Below are 21,481 nucleotides of genomic sequence, written 5' to 3' on the forward strand. Positions count from 1 at the left end.
TCTACTCAGCTCCTTGTTCGGTGGTGTGGACCATCGGGTCAGGCCCGAAGCCGCCGTCAACTCGCGCGAGCTCGGCGAGCGCGGCGTGATCTTCGGCGGTCAGTCTCAAATCGAGCGCGGCGAAGTTCGACGCCAGCTGCGCGGGAGAGGCCGCCTTGGGAATCACCACGAGCCCAAGGTCGAGGTGCCAGCGCAGAACCACGGCCGCCGGTGAGGATTCGTGGCTTTGGGCGATCGCCGTGATGGTCGGGTGCTTGATCGCGCCCGTGCTCCAGCGGGCTCCAGCTCTCGGTGAGGATGCCGCGGGCGGCGTTCGCGGCCCGCATGTCCGGCTGCGGGTAGGCGGGGTGCAGTTCGATTTGGTTGACCACCGGAGTAACCCCGGTATCCTCGATGAGCTCGTCGAGCAGCGCCACCGGGAAGTTACACACGCCGATCGAGCGGACTCGCCCCTCGTCTCGCAGCCTGACCATCGCGTGCCACGTCTCGCGGTACTTCCCCTTCGGGGGCTGCGGCCAGTGCAGCAGGTAGAGATCGATGCTGCCGAGCGCCTGCTCGCTCCGATCAAACGCGCGCAACGCCGAGTCATACCCATCGGCGGCGTTCGGAAGCTTCGTTGCCACGAGCAGCTCCTCGCGCGGCAGCTCGAGCCGCCGCATCCCCTCCCCTATGCTCGCCTCGTTGCCGTAATGCGTCGCGGTGTCGAAGTGTCGAAACCCTAGCCGCACGGCGTCAGCAACCACGTCGGGAAGCTCCTCGTCGGGGATGTACATCACGCCCAGACCCAGCTGCGGGATCGGCGCCCCGTCATTCATCTCCAGCACAGGAGCCAGCCGGGTCATGCGAGGCGTCCTTCCACAGGGTAGGCGGGGTCGTTGTAGCCGGGTGTGGACGGATGCCCGGGCGATACGAGTTCGTCGACAACCATTTCGTCGTCGCCGTGAATTCGCGTTTGGACGGAGGCCAGGTACGCCTCCCACTGCTCAAAAGTGCGTGGTCCAGCAATCACAGAGGTGATCGCGCGATTCGCCAGTACCCAGCCGAGCGCAAAGTCTGCGAGCTTCACGTCTTTGCCTGCCGCGTGGCGCGCGAGCTGCTCCGCGATGGCGAGCGAGTCTTCCCGCCATTCGGTCTGGAGGATGCGTGGGTCACCTCGACCCACTCTGCTCACCGGATCGGGAACTGTTCCCGGCTGGTACTTCCCGGTCAGCACCCCGCGCGCGAGCGGACTGTAACTGACCACGCCAACGCCGTAGTGCACGGATGCCGGGATCACCTCACGCTCCGCGCTCCGCTCGACCACGCTGTACACCGGCTGGCTCGCCACGGGACGATCCAGACCGAACTGATCCGCGAGCTGGCACGCCAGCCCGACCCTCCACCCCGAGAAGTTCGATACTCCGAAGTACCTGAGCTTCCCCTGGCGGATCAGATCTCCCAGCGCTCGCACTGCTTCTGGCAGCGCAGCGTCGTCGAAACTCCGATGCAGGTACAGGATGTCGATGTAGTCGGTCCCAAGCCTGCGCAGGCTCGACTCGACCGAGGCCATGATCCACTTGCGCGACTGTCCCCGATCGTTGGGCCCCGGCCCCATAGGGCTGCCGAGCTTCGTCGCGAGCACCCAGTCGTCGCGATCGTCCCGGATGGCCGCTCCCGTCACGACCTCCGATTCGCCGGCGTTGTAGACGTCGGCGGTGTCGATGAAGTTGACACCCTCATCGCGGGCGCTCGCGATGATGCGATGTGCCGTCGCCCTATCCGTCGCGCCCCCGAACATCATCGTTCCGACGCACAGCCGCGACACCTGCAGCCCGCTCCGACCCAGAGACCGATACTCCATTGCGGGCATGGATTCACGCCCCGGCGTTGAAGTGCGACCGGAGCGCCGCCGCGACGGCCTCCGGCTGTTCCAGCGGAGGCGTGTGACCCGCTCCATCGATCCCAACCAGGGTTCCCCGCTGCACGTTCTCGGCAATCAGCCGCATCTTGCCATGCCCGTCACCGGTGTCGAACTCGCTCCAGACCGCGAGCACCGGCACCGTGATCTCGTCGAGGTGATCACCGACATCGTGGGCGTCGAGGGCGTCGAGGTAGCGAGCGTAGGTCTCATCGTCGGCGCCCGAGAGAATCTCCACAAGGGACGCGATCTCGGCGGAGTGTGTCTCCTGTGACCCCGGCGCAAACCAGCGGTCGCCGATGTCTCCGGCTCGCGCCGCCGTTCCTTCTGCTCGCACCGTCGCAGCCAGCGGCGCCATGCTCGGGTCTCCTATCCTTCGCGCCACACTGCACACGGAGGCAACCGCGCTGACGCGGTCAGGATGCCGGCGAGCGAGTTCGAGGGCCACCGCGCCGCTGATCGAGTCCCCCGCGTAGAAAGCCTTGTCCACGCCGGCGTCGTCGATTAGTCGCACGACGGCATCAGCGATGTCACTGATCGAGAACGGTTCGTGGAGCACCGGTGCGCCGTTGAAACCGAAGTGCTCGAAAGTCTGTGTCCGGTAGTCCGTCGCCAGCAGCCCGGCCACTTTGTCCCACATCGAGGCGGGCGCTCCGAGGGCGGGTCCGAGTATTACGAGCGGCCCATCGGCTCGGCCGTCCGGGTCGTTCGCGTAGAGGTTCAGGGCGGGCATCTTCGATCTCCTATAAACCTTGTTGGGATTGTAATGACACTGAACCACACTGCTACGATCATGACAATCCCGCTCAGGATCAATGCCGATCGAATAGTAAGGATCATCCGCGATGTCGAGCTCAGCGTCGTTCGCACAGGCCGCGACTTATCGTGGCCCCGAAAGTATGAGCTTGGAGGATTACCCAATCCCCAAGATCGGCGACGATGACCTGCTGCTCGAAGTCATCATGTGCGGCGTGGACGGTTCGGAACTCGCCATGTACCGCGGCGCGTTCGACTATGTGAACGATCGTGTGCCGGTGATCTTCGGCGATGAGATCATCGGCAGAGTCGCCCAGATCGGAAACGCTGCCTCAGCACGTCGCGGCTTGGCCGTGGGCGACAGGGTCGTGGTTGAAGCCCGCTGGCCATGCGCCGAGGGGTGTCACACCTGCAACCGCGGCCAGTACTACCTGTGCGAGCGACGGGGGCTGAAGAACGGCTACGGTACCCTGTCGGCGAAGGATGCCCCGCACCTATGGGGCGGCTACTCTACCCACACGTTCGTCCCGCCCGAGGCCGTCGTGTACCCGGTGCCGGATGATCTCTCTGACCGCACTGCGCTCATCGCCTGCTCACCCTTCGCCAACGGTATCCGCTGGGCGGAGGCCACTGATGTAGCCGCTGGCGGACACATCGCCGTGATCGGACCGGGCCCGCAGGGACTCAGCTGCGCCCTCGCCGCAATTGCGACGGGTCGGCGTGCCACCTTGATCGGCCTCGAGGCAGACTCCGAGCGTCTGAAGCTGGCAGAAGGATTCGGTGCGACCACATTCGTCACTACTCGCGATAGCGACCCCGATGCAATTGTTCAAACGGCCGCCGACATCGTGGCTCAGCACGGCCCCGTCGATGCCGTAATCGAAGTATCGGGCTCACCGGCCGGGAAATCACTCGCCATGCACGTGGTCCGCGCCCTCGGAACGGTGGTGAGTTCCGCGTCTCCCAACCCCTCGATACAGCCTTTCGACTGGCGGCTGCTCATGTGGAAGGAGGTCACGGTGAAAGGCCGGATCTCGCATCCGAACACGGTGGAGACTGCATTCGAGAAGGCGCGCGAACTCCGCGATCGTGGAGTGGATGTCGGCGACTGGATCACCCACGTATTTCCCCTGGACGACGTCGCGGGCGCGATCCGAACCGCCGCTTACCAGACCGAGGAACGGCCCATCAAGGTCGCGCTCGACCCGCGCGCCTGAACCAGTTGCGGGGACGAACGACCGGAGGAGAGAGAGAGAGAGAGAGAGAGAGAGAGAGAGAGAGTATGGCTTTCAACGTCGCAGAACGGGTGATCTTCGTCACCGGAGCCGCAAGCGGAATCGGTGCGGGCATCGCTGAGGTTTTCGCACGCGAAGGCGCAACGGTCATCGCTGCCGACCTCTCCCCGGAAGGTCTCGACGCCGAGATCAGGCGTGTCAACGCTCTCAACCTGACGGGCACAGTGCACGCGATGCCACTCGACGTGACCGACGCAGCCTCGGTCGAGCGGGCGCTCGATGCCACGGCGGCAGAATTCGGCGGGATCGACGCGGTCATCAACTCCGCCGGCATCTTCATTGACATCGATCCGTACGACATCAACACCGATGCCGTACGAAAGGTAATGGAAGTGAACTACTTCGGCACGCTCAACGTGTGCCGGGCTGCGACCAAGCACCTGATCGGCCGCCGCGGCAGCATCGTCAACCTCGCCACCGGCGGGTTGGACCGGCCTCTACCTGCCCAGCTTGCCTATGTGGCATCGAAAGCCGCGGTGGTCGAGTTGACCCGCTCGCTGGCGCTGGCGCTTGGCCGTGACGGGGTTCGGGCGAACGTGGTCGCGCCGGGATACATCGACACTCCGATGATCCGCCGAAACCACACCCTGCCCAGCGGCGAGCTATCCAGCGAATGGGAAGAGCAGCTTGAGACCTACCGTTCGTATTCGCCGCTGCATATGGTCGGTGAGCCAGAGGACGTTGCCTGGCTCATCATCTATCTCGTCTCCGATGAAGCAAAGTTCGTCACCGGGCAGACTTTCCGACCGAACGGCGGCTTCGTCGTTCCCCGCTGATCCGAGTGCCCGTTAAGAGTTAAGGAGCGACGCTCCATGGAGGCGGAGAGTCTGAGGGCGCACACCGCGCTGCGGCACGGCTTCACGGACACCGCCGACGGCCAGATCCACTTCCTGACCGCGGGGGAAGGCAACCCGCTCGTGCTGCTGCCGCACGGGGGTCGTTCGTCGCGGATGTATCGCGAACTGGCCCTGGTCCTGTCCCGCCATTGCAAAGTGGTTGCGCTCGATCCTCCGGGCACAGGCGAATCGTTTCTCCCTGACGAGCCCCGCACGATTCCCGAACTCGCCGAGACCCTCCACCAGGCTGCGATTGCAACGGCGGGTCCTCTCTACACCCTCTACGGGATGAACGGCGGCAACAAGTTGGGTGCGGCGATCGCGGCGGCACACCCCGAGGCCATCGCCGGCTTCATCTTCGCGGGCCTCACGCACAGCATCGTTCTGTCCAATGACGGACGCGGCACGACTCTCGGAAAGCACCCGTCCGTGAAAGCCCTGCTCAGCACCGACGATAAGGCTAGTTCGGCCTCTCAGTGGATGGAGCAGGCCCGCGCGGCCACCGTGTTCGCGCCGGACAAGCCCGCGGGACAGGCAATAGACGAGGCGATCGACCGGTTGCAGGCGATCCGCTACCGTCGACATTTCTACCGCGCAGTGACCGCCTATGACTTGGAAGGCGCGCTGCGCTCGCTGGCCGTGCCGCTGGCGATACTCGAGTTCGCCACCGCGAAGGAGGACGCGCAGATCGGGCGTCAGGCGTCGAAACTCGCCGCGGAACTCGCTGCGTTGGCTGAGCTCGTGATCGAATTGCCTCCGGACGCCGCGGTGTCGCTCGAGGACCGCCCGGGTGAGCTGGCTGCAGCGATCGTGTCACTGCGGGACGCACTGAGAGGTGGCTGATGCGGCGCCGTTAACGCACGCATCCCGTCCCCTCGCGTCCGCAACGCGGACGAGGAAACGGGATGCGGCGGCACCGCCTGAGAGCTACTTGGCTGCTGACATCCCAGGTAGCCACAGCGCGAGATCCGGCCAGGCGATGAGAACCACCAGGAACACGATGCACGCTGCGATAAACGGCATCACACCCTTGAACACGTCGGTGATCTTGAGCTTCAATCCCATGCCCTTGGTGCTGGATTGCGCTATCGCCAGAACGACGAAGTTCAACACACCGAGCGGTGGTGCCACCAGATCGATCTCCGCGAGAACGATCAGGAACACACCGAACCAGATCAGGTCGACATCCAGTGCCACCAGTGGCCCCATGAACACCGGGATGGTGAGCAGCATCATCGCCAGAGTGTCGAGGAAGAATCCAAGCACGAGGTATACCGGGATGAGCAGCAGCAGGAAGCCGAGCTGAGTCAAACCGAGGGCGATGACCCCGTCCGCGACCCACTTCGCCAGGCCGCTCAGCGCCATGACGCGGGTGAGCAGGTTTACGCCGACGAGGAGGAGCATGACCGCGGCGACAGCAGACACCGTCTCCATCATCGTGCTGGAGAAATAGGTCCCAACCACCTTGCGGGTCGGAATCGTTGTGGCGCCGGTCTTGAGGGTCTTCCTTGACCGGGCGATTACCACGCTCAGGCCGAGGATGAGGGTGACCAGTGCGCCGTATGCGCCGGCCTCCGTCGCGGTGAAGATACCGAAGTAGATTCCGCCCAGAACGACCACGACGATGATGAGCATCGGCACCACATGGATGAGCGAAGCGAACCGCGCTTTCCAGGAGTAGCTGATGCCGCGCGGTGCGGAACTCGGGCTGAACGACGCCCACAGAATGATGACGATGGTGAAGAGGACGGCGAGAGCGAGTCCCGGGAGGACGCCGGCGAGCAGCTGGGGACCGACGGGAGTCTCTGCGACGCCGGCGTAGATCACCAGGAGGACGCTGGGCGGGATGACCTGGCCCAGAGTTCCGGCCATGCCCGTCGCTCCCATGGCGAGACTGGGTCGATACCCCGAGCGAATCATTTCGGGGATCGAGACTCGACCGACTGCGTAGGTGATGCCGATCGTGCTGCCGCTGGTTGCCGCCATGCCTGCACCGGCGAAGTTGGTTGCGATCGCTAGTCCGCCGGGGAGTCGACTAAGCCACTTGCGGGCGGCGTCGTAGGCGCCACTCATCAGCCCGCTCTTTCCCAGAGCGACACCCATGAGAACGAACATCGGGATGACGCTGAGCGACCACGAGGCGAAAGAGTGGAAGACCACTTCCTTTAACGTCCCTTCCACCGCTCGCGGTCCGACCAGGACGAAAAGTCCGAGAATCGCGGCGGCGGACATTGCCACGCCGATCGGAATCTTGAACAGCATTAACGCCATCATCAGCAGGATGATCACGAACCCGACGATGAGCTTGCTGGACGGGAATACAAACAAGTACAGGGTGAGCAGGACGGTAATGACCGCCGTGACAATGAGGCCGATCGTGAACCGCTGGGCGGTCAGCGCCTCCTTGATCTCGAGCGGCGTCTTGATCCGGGGCGGTTGGGGCGCTTCGCGCAATGACGTGCTCATCGGTTCTCCACTTTCCCAGTTGCGATGGCCTCGTCCTTAAGGCCATCGAATACGGTTACCTCAGCCTCGATGGCCGCAGCAGCCTCGTCTTCATCTACCGGGATGAATTTCTCCACGGTGATCGCCCTCAGCAAGACTGCGATGGCCTGGAGCAGGAGCCCGAGCATGCCAACCACGATGATCCAGCGATATGGCCAAATCTCAAGCCAGGGCGTGCCGACGGCCTTTTCTCCGAAGTTCATTGCCTCGACAGCCTTCTCGCTGCCGAACCAGATGAAGAGCGCCACGGTTCCCAGCGTGAACACCATCGACACGATCTCGATGATCCGCTGCGTACGCTCACCGGTCGGAGCCGTGAGGAGGTTGACCCGGATGTGCTCACCGCGAAGTAGGGCGTAACCCAGCCCGAGCGAGACGAGCGACGGCATCCACGCAAATTGCGTGAGGTCGAGCGTGCCCGGCAGCGGGCGGTTGAAGAAAAATCGCCCGAGCACGTCGAGGACGATGTTGATCATGAGCCCCACCGTGGCGATGCCACCCAACACGGCCAACAGAGTATTGAAGCGGTCGATCCACTTCAACCACGGAAGGCGCTCAGTCGTGTCATCCACTGTCGTCATCAGCAGCCTCCCTTGATAAAGGCTGCGGCATCCGCAATCGGATAGGACTCAGAGTCCGTCATAGTCAACCCCTTTGTTGATGGCTCTCGGCACGGGTACGGCTTTGGTTGCCGGAGCGACGATAACACAGAACAAGCCTGTGCTATTAATCCTTGTTAGTTTAGCTCGCTTCGTCTACGGTCGCTTCAACAAGGATGCTTTGGGCCTCGTTTTGGCGGCGCAGGCGGCGGGCGAGGAGGCTGATCACGATCGTGCCGATCAGTGTCGCGACCGCTGCGACAGGCGCTATCCAGCGCGGTCCGAGCGCCTCCAAAACCCCGGCGCTGACGGCGGCGCCGATCGCGCCGCCTGCCTGCACGAGGGCGGCGAACAGCGCGAACGCCGTCGCCGGGTTCGCCGGGTGGAGTCGGCCCATCTCAACCTGCGCGGCGGGAAATGTCACGTTCTGGGCGAGGCTCCACACGACGACGACGATCGCGGCGATCAGAAAACTCGATGCCACAGAGAACAGCGGCGTCGTGATGGTGATCGCGATGAACCCGCCGATCGCGACAGCGTATCCGCTGAACCGATCGATCAGTCTTCCGCCAAAGAGGGCGGCGACCACGCCGGTTAGCCCGTAGATCACGAGCAGGATCGGAACCTCGACATCCGAGATCCCCGCCGAGTCCTTCACCAGGGGGGCGAAGAACGTGGTGATCGAATACTGGCACCAGGCGAATAAGAACGCGCACAGTCCGAGCACGAGCACGGCCGGGCGGCGGAAGGGCGCAAACTGTTCGGCGATGGTCGCCTTCGCCGGTTTCGGCGTCGGCGGGATGAAAAACAACCCGATGAGGCCGACGATGCCGAGCGAGGCAAGGAAGAGGAACGCGCCGGAGTAGCCGAGCCAGATTCCCAGCAGAGAACCGAGCGGCACCCCCAATGCTATCGACAGCAGGATGCCGGCAGACAGGAGACCCAACGCCCGGCCCTCTCGTCCGGGCGGCGAGATCGCAATGGCAATCGCCGCCGCTTGCGGCGGGATGGCCGCCGCAGCGACGCCGACGATCACTCGAGACAGCATGAAGATCGAGACGTCGGGGGCGAGTCCCGACAGGACGGTGCCGCCGATGAACAGGATGAGGCCTCCGGCCATGATCGTCCGCCGGCCGAACCGCGACAGGATGATCGGAAGCGTGGGTCCGACCACCGCGTAAGTCAGAGCGAACACGGTCAGCCCGAGCCCGGCAATCGCTTCGCTCGTGTTCAACCCTGTGGCGATGGCGGGAACGATCCCCGCCATGATGAGGGCGTTCGTGCCCACAGCAAAAACTGCGAACAGCACAAAGACCAGGCGCCAGTTCACGCGACCGCTCCCGTTGTCGCCGTGTCTTGAGATCTTTGAGCCCGCCGCACCAGCACAATGCCCCAACAGATACCCGCTGCCAGCAGCGCGGGTGGCCCCGCGGCGAAGGCGATCCAGCTCGCCCCGTGGCTTGTCAGGATGACTGCACCTGCGGCGCCGCCGACCGCGGCGCCGAGTTGGACCGCTGACATGTTCGCCCCAACCAGCGTCGCGGGGTTGTGGGGATGCATGGGGCCGAGCAGGACGTTGGTCGCCGGTCCGACGAGAGATCCGGTCAGCCCGAACGCAGCAATCGCCATGAAAGCACCAACGGTGCCGATCGGCGCCCCCAGGAGTGGAATAGCGACGCTCATGACGAGAAGGCAGACGATGATGACGGCGAGTCCGCCGAAGCGGTCGATCAGCCGTCCACCGATGCCCATGGACACGATATTGCCGACGCCGAAAACTGCCAGCGCGACGGCAACCATTTTTCCCTCAGCACCGGCGGCTGATCCCAGGATCGGATGCAGGTAGGTGAGCACGATGAAGAACGACACTGCGTAGAACAGAGTGAACATGAGAACGGCGAGGACCGCGGGCGAGGCGAGCGGTTGGAACTGCTGCCGAAGCGTAGGCCGATCCGCGCGGAGGGCGACCCGCACCGTCGTGAGCCCGATGAGGGCGACGGCTGCGACGAGAGCGGTCAACAGAAACGCGATGCGATAGCCGAAAGCGTCGCCCAGCAGCGTGCCGACGGGAACCCCGAGCGCCATCGATACCGCGAAGCCCATGCCGACCCACGCGGCAGCGGCCCCCTTACGGCCCGGTTCCGAGATCTCGATCGCCGCAGCTATCGCCTGTGCGGAATACGCGGCGGCGCCCAGCCCGACAATCGCCCTGGCCGCGTAGAAACTCCAGATGTCCCACGCGAAAGCAGAAAGAAGCACTCCGACGAGGAAGACCACCATCGCGACCATCAGTATTGCTCGTCGGCTGAATCTCGAGAAGACGATTGGGATGAAAGGCGCGGTCAACGCGTAGGTGACCGCGAGCACAGACACGCTAATGCCGACCGCAGCTTCCGATACGTCGAGACTCCGTGCGATCTGCGGCAGCAGTCCGGCGATGAGCAGCGAATTCATCCCGGAGGCGACCATCCCGAGGGCGAGGAAGAAAATGCGGATGTTCACGTGCGATGCCGCAAGGTCTCGCGCAGGTCGGCCACCCAGTCATCCGGAATCTCCCACGGAATGAAGTGGCCGCCGCGCTCATGGGCACGGAGGTTCGTGGTGTTGAACCAGGCAGCCCTCGGCAGGCCTTGGTAGTGCGCGACTCGCTGCTCGGTGGTCACCCCCGGGGGGTTCTCGAAGCCGGCGAACGTGATGCCCGTTGGCACGCCGACTTGCGGCGTTCGATCGTGAGAAGGCGTCCACGGGTAGCGGTTTGTATTCGCGTAGGTGCGCATCGAGGTTCCGATCGCGTCATTGACCCAGAAGATCATCGCGTGAGTGAGGATGTCGTCCCGCGAGAAGACGTTCTCGATCTCGCCGTCGCAGTCGCTCCACCTGCCCCATTTCTCGAGAAGGTAGGCCAGCAGCCCGACGGGCGAATCGGAGAACCCGAAGGAGAGCGTGCTCGAACTGAACATGTGAGCGGCCACGTGCATCGCAAACTTGCGAGCGATGCCCCAAGCTCCCGCACGGACCTCGTCGGGGGCGTCCGGGGGCGGCGTCGCACCGCCGGTGACATCCCACGCGCGATCACCTTGGAACGCGGTAAGCGGTATCGGCAGCCCCAGGTGCAGCGCGATCACTTCGTCTTCGTATTTGTGTGCGAGTTGCGCTGAGACGAGCGAACCGAAGTCGCTCGCCGCGACGGCATACCGATCGTGGCCGAGAACGTCGCGCATGAGTGTATGCCACAGGTCCGCGGCCTGGACGAACGTCATGTCAGGGTTGTTCGGTAGTGGCGTGGAGAACCCGAAGCCCGGAAAGCAGGGCGCGATGACATCGAACGCCGGCTCCCCTGCGGGCGGGTTAGCGAGCGGATCCATCACTTTCGCCCAGTGCCAGAATGTCCAGGGCCAGCCGTGCGTGAGGATGAGCGGGATGGCATCCGGCCGCAGTGATGCCCGGCGCATGAAGTGCACCGGGACCCCGTCGATTTCGACCTTGTAATGCTCGAAGCGGTTGATCTCCGCTTCAGCACGGCGCCAGTCGTACTCGTCCCGCCAGTACGCCACGAGCGGCTCAAGACGCTTGCGGCTCACCCCATAGAATTCGTCGTCGTTCCCGGCATCCACAGGCCACCGGGTGTGGGCAAGTCGGTGACGCAAGTCGTCCAGCACCTCGTCGGCAACCCGGATCGGTGCCTGCGTGAGCGCGTCAATCCCCCGCAGCGACTCTGTCGGCGGCGGGGCGCTCTGCGTCACCAGTCGACCATCACGCTGCGGACCCCGTAGATGAACCCGTCGTTCTGCATCTCGACCGGCTCGGGCGCGTCAGCCAGGCGGAGGGTGGGGATGCGGGTGAGCAGCTGTTCGAACGCGAGATAGAGCTCCGCGCGGGCGAGATTCTGACCGAGACACATGTGCGGGCCTGCCCCGAAGCTGATGTGCGCACGGTCGTTGCGGTCGATGTTCAGCTGGTATGGGTCTTCCCAGCGCCGCGGGTCATAGTTCGGCGAGCTGATCGTGACGATCACTCCGTCGCCGGCGTTGATCTGCTGCCCACCGATGACCATGTCCTGGCTGGCGACCCGTGACAGGGTGCCGTCCACCAGGGAGTGCATCCGGATCATGTCCTCGACCATCCCGGGGATCAGCGACCCATCAGCCGTGACCCGCTCGCGAATCTCCGGCGACTCGAACAGCTGCAGCATTCCCATCGAGATCGTGTTCGCCGTCGTCTCATGGCCGGCGACGATCGTCATGAAGGTCTGCCCGAGGATCTGACGGTGCTCGATCTCGCCCTTGCGGGACTCTTCGATCAGAGTGCCGATCAGCCCGTTCCGGGGGTTCTCATACTGTGCGTTGATTTCGGCGTCCAAGAGCGCGTACATCTCCTGCGCCGCCGCCACCAGTTCGTCCGCCTGCGTCGCCGCGGACGTGATGATGTTCGACAGCCGCTGGATGTCGCCGCTAATCGCGTAGTCCACGCCCAGGAGTGCACAGATCACCTTCGTCGGCACCACCAGGCTGAAATCCTGGTGGAGGTCGACCGGCCCGCCCTTGGCCAGTATCCCGTCCAGGGCCTCGGTGACGATCCGCTCCAGCTCCGGCTGCAGTTCGTTCACGCGCTTCGCGGTGAACTGGCGCGCCAGCATCCGGCGGTATTTGCCGTGCATCGGCGCATCCATGTGCTTCAACATCGTGTCGTTCGCCCGGGACGTCACGCCCTTGCGCACCCGAGGGAAGTGCGGATGCTGCGCATCCACCGAGATGTCCGCGTGCTCGAGTGTCTCCCGCACCTCGTCGTAGCGGAGGACAACCCATGCGCGCTGGTCGCTGTGGAGTTCCGCTGAACCAACCGCTGACTGCTCACGCCACTGCTCGTAGGCCGCGGGCGGCCGGAACGGATTGTCCCGCAGCTGCGGGAACCACGGAGCGTCTGTCTGCGCACCGTCGGGTGTTGCGGTCTCGGTCGTCATTCGGCACCAACTCCTCATTCACTGCGTTGTGATGGGTTTCCCGCCGGCAGCATTATCGGCTTGAATGATTTGAATCATAGCGGTTAATGCTGACGTTGAATCAAGCTCGGAGTCCCCATGCACCTCGGCGTCATCACTGTCCCATCCAACTCCCGATCGCGGTCCGGTCCCAGATCTCGGTGCCGCGCGAGGACGTCGACGACCTGCGCAGGCGTCTGGCCGCCACACGGTTTCCCGGTGACCCGGACAACGACGATGGCGACTACGGATTCCCCACCCAGTACCTGCGCGAACTCGTCGACCATTGGCAGCACCGTCACGGACGTCGTGGGACTTCCAACGTGTGATCGGGCGGCTCGCCGACCCGGGGGCGCATGGCGGTGACCCTGCCGATTCGTTCGACGTCGTCGTGCCGTCCTTACCCGGGTTCGGGTTCGGATTCTCCGGTCCGACTGGTGTGCGGCACTGGAACGTCTGGCACGCCGCCGACTCTCAGATCGGACTCATGCGCGCCCTGGGCTACGACCGCTTCGCGGCGGCGGGCGGCGAAATCGGCTCCCTCATCGTCGGGCACCTCGGCCATTGCATTCATGGCCGATGTGCGTGACTTCTTCCGAACCCTGCGGTGAGCGCCAGTCAGTCACGCGAGGCGGTGTCTGCGCTCTGACGGCCGGCGATCCCGACGTGCTCGGTCAGCCACTCATCGCCGGCGTCCGGATGAGCGCCCGGCCGCACCGGCGTGCGAGAGTACCGGATCGGGTTTCCCAGCTGCACGATCCGACCGAATTCAGGCGAGTCGACCGTGACGAGCAGACCGCGCTCCCGCAGAGGACTGTCGGGGGCGCCGAGCGAGTCGACCTGGACGACTGGGTGAGCGGCGCCGCCGATGGCGGTGACGAGCTCTATGGCCTCCCCCGTGTTGCGCGCCAGGAAGGCGGCTTCGACGGTTTCGCGAGTGCCGCCTCCGATCCGGTCGGTCAGCCGCGTCCACGCCGAACCACCGAGTCCGATGAAGATCCAGCCCTCCGCGGTTCGGATCATCCGGTGTGACGGCGACCAGCCGGGCAGCATCGGCTCGGCACGCGCTCGCCACTCCGCCCAGGCATCGCCGACGTACGGGAGCTGCTCGGCATAGGCTGCGTCGACGAGCGCCGTGGTGACGCGCGAACTGTGCCCCGCCCGCACCCGACCCAGCAACGCCGCCACCGTGCCGACAGCGGCGAATATCCCACTCAGGTGATCGGTGAACGGCATGCGGGGAACATCGACATTCGGGGCGACCCCACTCGGAATCGGAAGGGGCAGCGTTTCGGCCGTGAGGCCGGTCACGGTGTTCACGACCTCCGCGTACCCGCGCACGTGCGACCATTCTCCGGCCTCGTCGAAGCTGGTCACGTGCGTGTGCACGAGCTCCGGTTGCGTCCGACCCAAGGTCACCGCATCGATGCCCAGCCGCTCGAGGGCGGGCGACGTGAAGTTCGTGATCAGCGCATCGGCCCAACCGAGTAATGCGTCCCGACGTCCCGGCCCGGCAGACCCGCGAAGGTCGACTTCTGCGATGCGCTTGCCACGGTTGACAACCTCGTGGAAGAACGGCTCACGGTGGCCGGCCTGGATTTGTGACGGGTCGACATCCGCGCGCACGACATCGGCACCGAGGTCGGCCAGGAGACGAGATGCCGTGGGGCCGGCAAGCACTCGTGTCATGTCGAGAATACGGAATCCGGCGAGAGGACCGGGGCGATCGGATTGCCGACGCTGCGGCCGCAACGGCGTGCCGGCGGCGGTCTGTTCGATGCGGACCGGAGGACCCGGCATCCATTGGGTACCGGCAGCCGTTTCTACCCGCGTGATCGAGCCGGACCGCTGGGCGGCCTCGCGTTGCAGCCAGTCGCGGCTCGTCCGCAATTCCGCAACGGGAACGCCGGCCCGGAATCCCAGCTTCTCCCAGTGTTTCGCCGGTCGGGTCGCGAGTACCGTGGTCAGTTCGTCGCGCAGTCGTTCGCGGGCATCCGCAGAAGCCATCAGCGTCTCGTATCTGGCTTCCCGTTCGATGCGCGCGTCTGACCAGCCGAGGGCCGACAAGAACCAGCGCAGGTGCCGATGCCAGACGGTGATGAGGCTCAGGTGCGTGTCGTCGGCGCAGCGGTAGAAACCGGAGCCCATGAACGTCCAGTTGCGCGCCGGCCGCTCATACTGGGCGCCACGAGAGCCGATCGCTTCGAGGAACGCGTCGTGGAGCGAGACCTCGACGAGTTGGCCGCGTCCCGACCGCTCCCGGTCGATCAGGGCACCGGTGACGGCCAGGGCGCCGAGCGCGCCCGCGAACACCGACGCGAGCGGCAACGGGCTGAACCCGTGACCGTGGCTCGGCCACCACTCGCCACCCAGCATCTCCGCGGACGCCGCGCCATATGCGCCGGCCGATGCCATGATGACGCCCTCCCAGCCGGGCATCGCTGCCCGTGGATCGTCCGAAGCGAATCCGGGTAGCGACAGCACCACGAGGCGAGGAAATTCTGCGACGAGCTCGGTCGGCGCCAATCCCCACCCCGCCAGCACCCCGGGGCGGAAGTTCTCGATCATGACGTCTGTTTCGGACGCCAGCGCGCGAGCGCGTTCGGCGTCGCTTCGACTTCGTAGGTCGAGTTCGAGAACACGGACGCTACCTCGAGCCAACACGGCATCCGTGGCGTTCTGCGCAGGCTGCGAGCCGGGCGGCACGACGCGGGTCACGTCCGCTCCGAGATCGGCCAGCAACGTCGCCGCATAGGGTCCGGCGATCCAGTGCCCGATGCTGAGAACGCGAATCCCGTGGAGCGGGCCCTGGTTCATGCTCATGAGTGCGACCATCCTCGTCTCGCCTCCCGCTCTGGCGGCGTATTTGGGTAATGTTAGCGATGATGGCGCGCTGGATCGAAGGAGATGCCCGACATGGAACTCAAGCCCCTGCTGCTCGGAGCCGATTCGATCGAGGACGACCGGCCACTCCGGGTGCCGTCCGCGGCGATGGAGCGGTGGGCCGCTGACACCGTGCAAGCGTCCCGCGTCCCGGCTGGTGTCCGCCTTGGCTTCACCGGCGATGCGACGGCAATCGAAATCGACATCCGGACCAGTGACGTCCTGAGCCTGGCAACCCCGGCCGCGCACGGCGAGTTCACCGTGTACGTCGCCGGACAGCGATGGGATGCAACTCCGGTCTCCGCCGGAATCACGACGACGGTCCAGATCACGCTGCCCGAGCGCGATCCCGAGACGATCGTCGAGATCTATCTTCCCGAGCGCTACGAACCGCGCATCTTCGGCATCCGCGCCCTCGGTGGCGGTGTTGCGCCCCTGCCTGCGGCGCCTCGATGGGTCGCGTACGGCGACTCGATCACCCAGGGGTGGACGACGAGCGATCCCGGCGCGACCTGGGCGGCCGTCGCGGCGCGGCGGACGGGGTTCAACCTGTTGAACCTCGGCTTTGCAGGGGCTGCGCGCGGTGAGCTGCCGGTTGCGGCGCACCTGGCCGCCATCCCCGCCGACGTGATCAGCCTTGCCTGGGGCACGAACTGCTGGTCGCAGATCGAGATGGATGCCGCGTACCTCGCGGAACTGATGCGGCTGTTCCTCCGCACAGTGCGGGGCGGCCATCCAGACACACCGATCCTCGTGCTCAGTCCGGTGATCCGGCCGGCTGCCGAGCAGGCTCGGAACCGTTCGGGGGCGACGCTTTCCGACCTCCGTCGCGCCATCGAAGACGCGGTGCTCTCGTTCCGGGATGAGCAGGCGGACGCCCGCCTGCACCTCCTGTCGGGCGCCGACCTGATCACGGCTGAACAGCTCGATCCCGACGGCATCCACCCGAACGATGCAGGCCACGCGGCGATGGGTGCCGCGGCAGCCGGCGCCCTCACACGGATTGTGGCCTGAGGGTCCCGCTTCAGGCCTTGAGCTATTCGGGCAGCCGCACGCCGGTGAGGTCCTCGGTCACCGTCCAGAGCCGCTCGGCCAGTTCCCGGTCGAGGATCCACGGCCGCGCCCCTGGCGTCGCCGTCGTGGATGCGTCGACCGGCTCGGCGATGTCCACGTCTTCGCAGTAGACACCGCCCATCCCGTCGAGTTGGCGGTTCGCGGCGCACCAGACCGTTGTCGCGGCCCCCTGCTCTGCGGTGCGCCGTGGGCCGTATGCCGCGCGCGCGTCGGCACGATCCGTCTCGCCCATATGGCGGTTGAGTCCAGTGGTGATCACCCCCGGGTGCACGGAGAACGAGCGAACGCCGAACGGCTCGCCGCGTGAGTCAAGCGCGAGCGAGAACAGCGCATTCGCGGTCTTCGACTGCGCATACGACACCGTCTTGTCGAGCGGGCGCCGCTCGAAGTGGAGGTCGTCGAGGTCTACGTTCGCGAAGCGGTGCCCCCGCGAGGAAACGGTGACCACCCGCGCCCCGCGGGCCCGGATAAGCGCCGGCCAGAGTCGTGCCGTGAGCTGGTGATGGCCGAGGTGGTTGACGGCGAACGTGTAATCGAACCCACGATGGTCGCGCTGCTCAGGGTGTCCGAGCACCGCAGCGTTGTTGATAAGAAGGTGCAGCGGACGACCCGTGGCGAGGATGGCCTCCGCGAACCGGTCGATGGAGTCCGGCTCGACGAGGTCCAGCGGCCGCGCTTCGGCGCGCGGTATGTCAGCGAGTGCCTCAGCGGCGCGTTCTGGATCACGCGCTGGGACCACGATCTCGGCGCCGGCCTCGGCGAGCACTCGCGTCACAATCAATCCGAGTCCCGAGTGGCCGCCCGTGACGATCCCCACCGTCCCGGTGAGGTCCCGGCCGCCGAGCGCTTCTAGCGCGGTCGTGTCCGGGCCGAAGCCTGAGGGAAGCGGCCGCTGCGGCGTGATCATTCTAAGAACGATTCATCGATGGTCGCTCACGATCAGCCGGCCGCCGGGGCAGCGGTGACGCTCGCGACCAACTCGTGCTTCAGAACCTTGCCGCTCGCGTTCACCGGGAAGGCGTCGACGAAGAAGTAGCGTCGCGGACGCTTGTAGTTCGCGAGGCGCTCCCCCGCTGCTTCGACCAGCTCGGCCTCGTCGACGCTGGCGCCCGTCTTGGGGATGATGAACGCGGCGCCCACCTCCCCGAGCCGCTCATCGGGGACACCGACGACGGCCACGGCGGATACCCCCGGGTGCGAGCTGAGCACCGCTTCGACTTCGGCAGGGTAGACATTGAACCCGCCGACGATGAACATATCCTTCAGCCGCCCGGTCACACGCAGGTTGCCTGCCTCATCGATCGTTCCGAGGTCGCCGGTGTGCATCCAGCCGCGCTCGTCTGTCAGCGGCGTGTCATCGTCCAGGTAGCTCACCAGCGTGTTGTAGCCGCGCACGCAAATTTCACCGATCTCGCCCGTGTCCGCCTGCGACCCGTCCGGTCGCAAGATGACGACCTCGACACCGGGGACCGGGCTGCCCGCAGTTTGGGCGATCGTCTCCACCGAATCGCCGAAACGGGTCAGCGTCGCAACGCCTGTGGCTTCGGTCAGTCCGTACGGGGAGAAGACTCGCTCGATACCGAGCACGTCGTGCATCGCGCGGATAAGCGATGGAGGGATGGATGTTGCACCCGTCACCGCAATCCGCAACGAGCTCGTGTCGGTCGACTGCAGCGCCGGATCCTGCAGCATCGTCTGGAAGACGGTGGGCGGCGCCGGGTAGAAGGTGATGCGCTCCGCCTCGATGATGCGCAGCGCGCCGGCCGAGTTGAAGACCGCGAGGGGGTAGACCGTCGTCCCGCGCACGAGCGCGACCAACAGCCCCACCAGGAGTCCGAAGGCGTGGAAGAACGGGTTGCTGAGCAGGACGCGATCGCCCGCCTCGAGGCCAAGGATCCCGCCCCACTGCCAGTACGCCCGCAGAAGCTGGCCGTGCCCGAGGCGGATGCCTTTCGGCCGACCCGTCGTTCCCGAGGTGAACAGCACCATGCCCGTGTCCTCAGAGGACAGGCCGGCCACCCGGGCGTCGACCTCCCGGCGGTGCTCATCGGTCGCCCGCCCGATGAGCAGCTCTATGCCGTGCTCGCCGGCGCCGTCGAACGTGATGATCGGAACACTGTCCGCGAGGATCTCCGGCCTCTCCCGCCGGTGGGCGGCGAGCTCCGCTGCGTATGGACGGTCAAGGAACGTCTCGACGGTGAAGACCGCCTTGATCGACGCCCGGGCACAGATGTCGCCCGTTTCAGTCACGGTGAAGCGAGTGTTCAGCGGGACCAGCGCAGCGCCCGCCAACTCGATTCCGAGCACGGTAGCCGCGAAATCCCCGGAGTTGGGGGCCCAGATTCCGACCCGGTCGCCTTTTTGCACTCCGAGCGCGACGAGGCCCGCGGCGATCGACTCTGCTCGATCGATGTACTCTCGGAAAGTCCAGCGCAGGTCACCGTCGACGAGTGCCGGTAAGTCGGCGAAGTGCTCGCCTGCCCAGCGCGCGGCAGCCGCGATCGTCTCGACGCCGGCGGCCGGGAAGTCGGGAATGTCTTCGCTGACGCTCATGCTGCGAATCCCGACAGACGGGGCGCTCTACCCGACGCAATGATGGATCGGCCGACCGCACCGGTCAATTGTGAAGCACCGCCCAGAAACGCCGACAGGAATAGGGCGCGGCGTACGAGCCGCGCCAGGGGAAACTCGTCGGTGAAACCCATGCCGCCGCACACCTGCAAGCCATTGCGCAGCGCGGTATCGAGTGCGGTCGCGGCCAGCGCTTTCGCCGTCAGGACGGTGACGGAGTCCGGTTCGTCCTGCCAGGTCAATGCCGCCACAGCGGCAGCGCCACCGAGCGCAACCTCGATGTCGGTCAGCCGGTGCTGAACTGCTTGATAGCTGCCGATCGCCCGGTTGAACTGTTTGCGGCTCGTGACGTGTTCAACGGCGACATCCAGCATGGCGCGCGCAAGCCCGATGGACTCGTGTGCCACTGCCCGACGGGCCGCCATTCCCAGCAGGGAGGCGTACTCGGGGCCGAGTTCGCTCACAACTTGTGCGGTCGCGGCCGTGACTCGGCGGAGGCCCTGCGACGGGTCGACGCCGGCGATCGGCTCGAAAGTCGCGCCGGCGGCATCCAGCACAGCCAGGACGGTCGTGCCGTCCTCGCGGCTCAACGGTGCTAGCAGCGTGTTCGGGGTGGCGCTCCGAGACACCACGATGCCGTCGACATCCGTGGCTCCCGTTGCGGTTAGCCCGCCCACCGCATGTCGTCCCGGTGTGTAATAGACGACCGCAGGAGGGCTCTCGAGAGAGAGTTCCGCGCCCGCAGCCGTCAGCGCGATGAGTACTGCCGCATCCAGGGCTTCGGACCCTGCGGCAGCCGCGCCGAGGCCCTCGAACAAGGCGCTGACGGCAAGCCGCGGCCCCTCTTGCGCCAGCTCGAACCAGCCCATCTCTTCGAGATCTGCCCACACCAAGCCCTCCGGCTTGGACTCGATGAGATCTCGTGTCGCCTCGCGGACTTCATCCTCAAGTTCGTCAGCCACGCCGGTCCTCCCGGGGAAGGCCGAGCACGTGCTCGGCGATGATGTTCTTCTGGACCTCGACTGCGCCGCCGTAGACCGACGCCGCCCGTGAGTAGTACCACTCGCTGCGGATGCGTTTCGCGTCTGCGTCGTCGCCGAAGAGGAAGTCGTTCATCCGCAGGGCGCGGACCGCGTCGTTCACCACGTGCTCGGCAGAGCTCAACAGGGTCTTGTCGATGGAAACCTCGGGCCCGAGCCGCTCCCCCTGAGCGAGTCGCTCCACGGTCTGCCGGCTGCGAGCTCGCAGCGCGGCCAGGGCGACATAGGCAGCACCGACCGTCTCGGCTGCCGCGGGATGCGAACCCGCCTTGGCGATCAGGTCGTCGAGGTTTGCGTGCATGATCGCTTGACGCTGCCATGCCCACATTCCGCGCTCGTACTGGAGCAGATGCATGGCGACCTTCCAGCCGCCGTCGATCTCACCGATGATGTGATCGGCGGGCACGCTGACGGCGTCGAAGAAGACCTCTGAGAACTCGGCCTCCCCTGTCGTCGTCTGCAGCGGGCGCACGGTGACCCCCGGCGATTCGAGATCGACCCAGAAGAGGCTGAGGGTACGGTGGCGACCCTCTGGGGCTCCTGTGCGCGCGAGCACGCCGCACCAGCGGGAGCGGTGGCCGAGCGACGTCCAGACCTTCTGCCCGTCGATCACCCAGCCATCCGAGGTCTGCTTCGCCGTTGTGCGGAGACTGGCGAGGTCGCTTCCGGCTTCGGGCTCCGAGAATCCCTGGCACCAGAGCTCACGGCCTTCGAAAACGGCTGGCAGTGCCCGCCGCGCGAGCTCGGGCGCAAAGGTCGTCAGCGCCGAGCCAAGCACTTCGAGAGCGCCGACCTGTTCCGGCATTCCGAACCCGGTCGCGGTCAGCGCATCGTAGAGTGCTGCGCGGTCGGTTGCGTCGCCGCCGAAGCCGCCGAGATCCTCGGCCCAGCCCCATCCGATGATCCCCTCCGCATGAAGCCGCCCGAGAAGCGCAAGGCTCTTGTCCACGCGCGTTTCAAGCTCGTCATCGGGCCGGGGATTCAGATCTGCAAGTTCCGCTGCGTGCTCGGTGAGCCACGCAACGAAGTCCGGTCTGGTTGTCACGT

19 protein-coding genes and 1 pseudogene are annotated in these 21,481 nt (G+C 65.7%); 6 read left to right on the top strand and 14 right to left on the bottom strand.

Features of this window, described 5'->3' with window-relative positions; translation table 11 throughout:
- Nucleotide 1 precedes the first annotated feature (1 nt).
- From HCT51_RS19035 to HCT51_RS15620, 3 genes and pseudogenes are all read right to left on the bottom strand, one after another.
- Nucleotides 2-842 (bottom strand): annotated as a pseudogene (locus HCT51_RS19035) (aldo/keto reductase).
- Nucleotides 839-1,840, bottom strand: a complete 1,002-nt coding sequence (locus HCT51_RS15615) for an aldo/keto reductase (RefSeq protein WP_166875349.1) — start codon at nt 1,838-1,840, stop codon at nt 839-841. Before HCT51_RS15615 ends, HCT51_RS19035 begins: the two are co-directional and overlap by 4 nt.
- Nucleotides 1,841-1,853: 13 nt before the next feature.
- On the bottom strand, nt 1,854-2,630 hold the full coding sequence (locus HCT51_RS15620; RefSeq protein ID WP_166875347.1) for an alpha/beta fold hydrolase: 777 nt from the start codon (nt 2,628-2,630) through the stop codon (nt 1,854-1,856).
- Between the two features lie 172 nt (nt 2,631-2,802).
- Between HCT51_RS15620 and HCT51_RS15625 the strand changes: the two genes are divergently transcribed.
- From HCT51_RS15625 to HCT51_RS15635, 3 genes are all read left to right on the top strand, one after another.
- Complete coding sequence (locus tag HCT51_RS15625; RefSeq protein ID WP_166875344.1) at nt 2,803-3,870, top strand: zinc-dependent alcohol dehydrogenase; 1,068 nt, start codon at nt 2,803-2,805, stop codon at nt 3,868-3,870.
- A gap of 65 nt (nt 3,871-3,935) precedes the next feature.
- Nucleotides 3,936-4,724: an SDR family NAD(P)-dependent oxidoreductase gene (locus HCT51_RS15630; protein ID WP_473964519.1), complete on the top strand. Its 789-nt coding sequence runs from the start codon at nt 3,936-3,938 to the stop codon at nt 4,722-4,724.
- A 36-nt stretch (nt 4,725-4,760) separates the two neighbouring features.
- Complete coding sequence (locus HCT51_RS15635) at nt 4,761-5,627, top strand: alpha/beta fold hydrolase (protein ID WP_166875338.1); 867 nt, start codon at nt 4,761-4,763, stop codon at nt 5,625-5,627.
- Nucleotides 5,628-5,711: 84 nt separating this feature from the next.
- Here the strand turns inward: HCT51_RS15635 and HCT51_RS15640 are convergent, their stop codons facing one another.
- From HCT51_RS15640 to HCT51_RS15665, 6 genes are all read right to left on the bottom strand, one after another.
- Nucleotides 5,712-7,250 carry a TRAP transporter large permease gene (locus HCT51_RS15640; RefSeq protein ID WP_166875334.1) on the bottom strand — a complete coding sequence of 513 codons (1,539 nt, stop codon included), beginning with the start codon at nt 7,248-7,250 and terminating at the stop codon, nt 5,712-5,714.
- A complete protein-coding gene (locus HCT51_RS15645) occupies nt 7,247-7,831 on the bottom strand; it encodes a TRAP transporter small permease subunit (protein WP_166875331.1) in 585 nt (194 codons plus the stop codon). Before HCT51_RS15645 ends, HCT51_RS15640 begins: the two co-directional genes overlap by 4 nt.
- Before the next feature lie 199 nt (nt 7,832-8,030).
- On the bottom strand, nt 8,031-9,218 hold the full coding sequence (locus tag HCT51_RS15650) for an MFS transporter (protein ID WP_166875328.1): 1,188 nt from the start codon (nt 9,216-9,218) through the stop codon (nt 8,031-8,033).
- Entirely contained in the window at nt 9,215-10,390 is a 1,176-nt protein-coding gene (locus HCT51_RS15655; protein ID WP_166875323.1) for an MFS transporter, read from the bottom strand. The genes HCT51_RS15650 and HCT51_RS15655 overlap by 4 nt, the downstream gene beginning before the upstream one ends.
- Nucleotides 10,387-11,631, bottom strand: a complete 1,245-nt coding sequence (locus HCT51_RS15660) for an epoxide hydrolase family protein (protein WP_224760534.1) — start codon at nt 11,629-11,631, stop codon at nt 10,387-10,389. The genes HCT51_RS15655 and HCT51_RS15660 overlap by 4 nt, the downstream gene beginning before the upstream one ends.
- Nucleotides 11,628-12,848, bottom strand: a complete 1,221-nt coding sequence (locus tag HCT51_RS15665) for a cytochrome P450 (RefSeq protein ID WP_166875320.1) — start codon at nt 12,846-12,848, stop codon at nt 11,628-11,630. Before HCT51_RS15665 ends, HCT51_RS15660 begins: the two co-directional genes overlap by 4 nt.
- Nucleotides 12,849-13,027: 179 nt before the next feature.
- Between HCT51_RS15665 and HCT51_RS18890 the strand changes: the two genes are divergently transcribed.
- Both HCT51_RS18890 and HCT51_RS15675 read left to right on the top strand, forming a co-directional pair.
- Nucleotides 13,028-13,195, top strand: a complete 168-nt coding sequence (locus HCT51_RS18890; protein WP_166875317.1) for an epoxide hydrolase N-terminal domain-containing protein — start codon at nt 13,028-13,030, stop codon at nt 13,193-13,195.
- Nucleotides 13,192-13,455, top strand: a complete 264-nt coding sequence (locus tag HCT51_RS15675; protein WP_166875314.1) for an alpha/beta fold hydrolase — start codon at nt 13,192-13,194, stop codon at nt 13,453-13,455. The genes HCT51_RS18890 and HCT51_RS15675 overlap by 4 nt, the downstream gene beginning before the upstream one ends.
- 29 nt (nt 13,456-13,484) lie before the next feature.
- On the opposite strand, the gene HCT51_RS15680 is transcribed toward HCT51_RS15675, so the two are convergent.
- Entirely contained in the window at nt 13,485-15,689 is a 2,205-nt protein-coding gene (locus tag HCT51_RS15680) for a CoA transferase (RefSeq protein ID WP_166875311.1), read from the bottom strand.
- Nucleotides 15,690-15,782: 93 nt separating this feature from the next.
- Here HCT51_RS15680 and HCT51_RS15685 point away from each other — a divergent pair, with 93 nt between their 5' ends.
- A complete protein-coding gene (locus HCT51_RS15685; RefSeq protein ID WP_166875308.1) occupies nt 15,783-16,763 on the top strand; it encodes an SGNH/GDSL hydrolase family protein in 981 nt (326 codons plus the stop codon).
- Nucleotides 16,764-16,785: 22 nt separating this feature from the next.
- On the opposite strand, the gene HCT51_RS15690 is transcribed toward HCT51_RS15685, so the two are convergent.
- The 4 genes from HCT51_RS15690 to HCT51_RS15705 are packed head-to-tail and all read right to left on the bottom strand — an operon-like array spanning nt 16,786 to nt 21,479.
- Entirely contained in the window at nt 16,786-17,730 is a 945-nt protein-coding gene (locus HCT51_RS15690; protein WP_166875305.1) for an SDR family NAD(P)-dependent oxidoreductase, read from the bottom strand.
- 32 nt (nt 17,731-17,762) lie between these two features.
- Nucleotides 17,763-19,376 carry an AMP-binding protein gene (locus HCT51_RS15695; RefSeq protein ID WP_166875302.1) on the bottom strand — a complete coding sequence of 538 codons (1,614 nt, stop codon included), beginning with the start codon at nt 19,374-19,376 and terminating at the stop codon, nt 17,763-17,765.
- Nucleotides 19,373-20,356 (bottom strand): acyl-CoA dehydrogenase family protein, encoded by a 984-nt coding sequence (locus HCT51_RS15700; protein WP_166875299.1) that lies wholly within the window; start codon nt 20,354-20,356, stop codon nt 19,373-19,375. The genes HCT51_RS15695 and HCT51_RS15700 overlap by 4 nt, the downstream gene beginning before the upstream one ends.
- Nucleotides 20,349-21,479 carry an acyl-CoA dehydrogenase family protein gene (locus HCT51_RS15705; RefSeq protein ID WP_166875296.1) on the bottom strand — a complete coding sequence of 377 codons (1,131 nt, stop codon included), beginning with the start codon at nt 21,477-21,479 and terminating at the stop codon, nt 20,349-20,351. The genes HCT51_RS15700 and HCT51_RS15705 overlap by 8 nt, the downstream gene beginning before the upstream one ends.
- Nucleotides 21,480-21,481: the final 2 nt, after the last annotated feature.

The sequence above is a fragment of the Salinibacterium sp. ZJ450 genome (genome assembly GCF_011751885.2).
In the GTDB taxonomy this organism is placed as follows: Bacteria; Actinomycetota; Actinomycetes; order Actinomycetales; family Microbacteriaceae; genus Ruicaihuangia.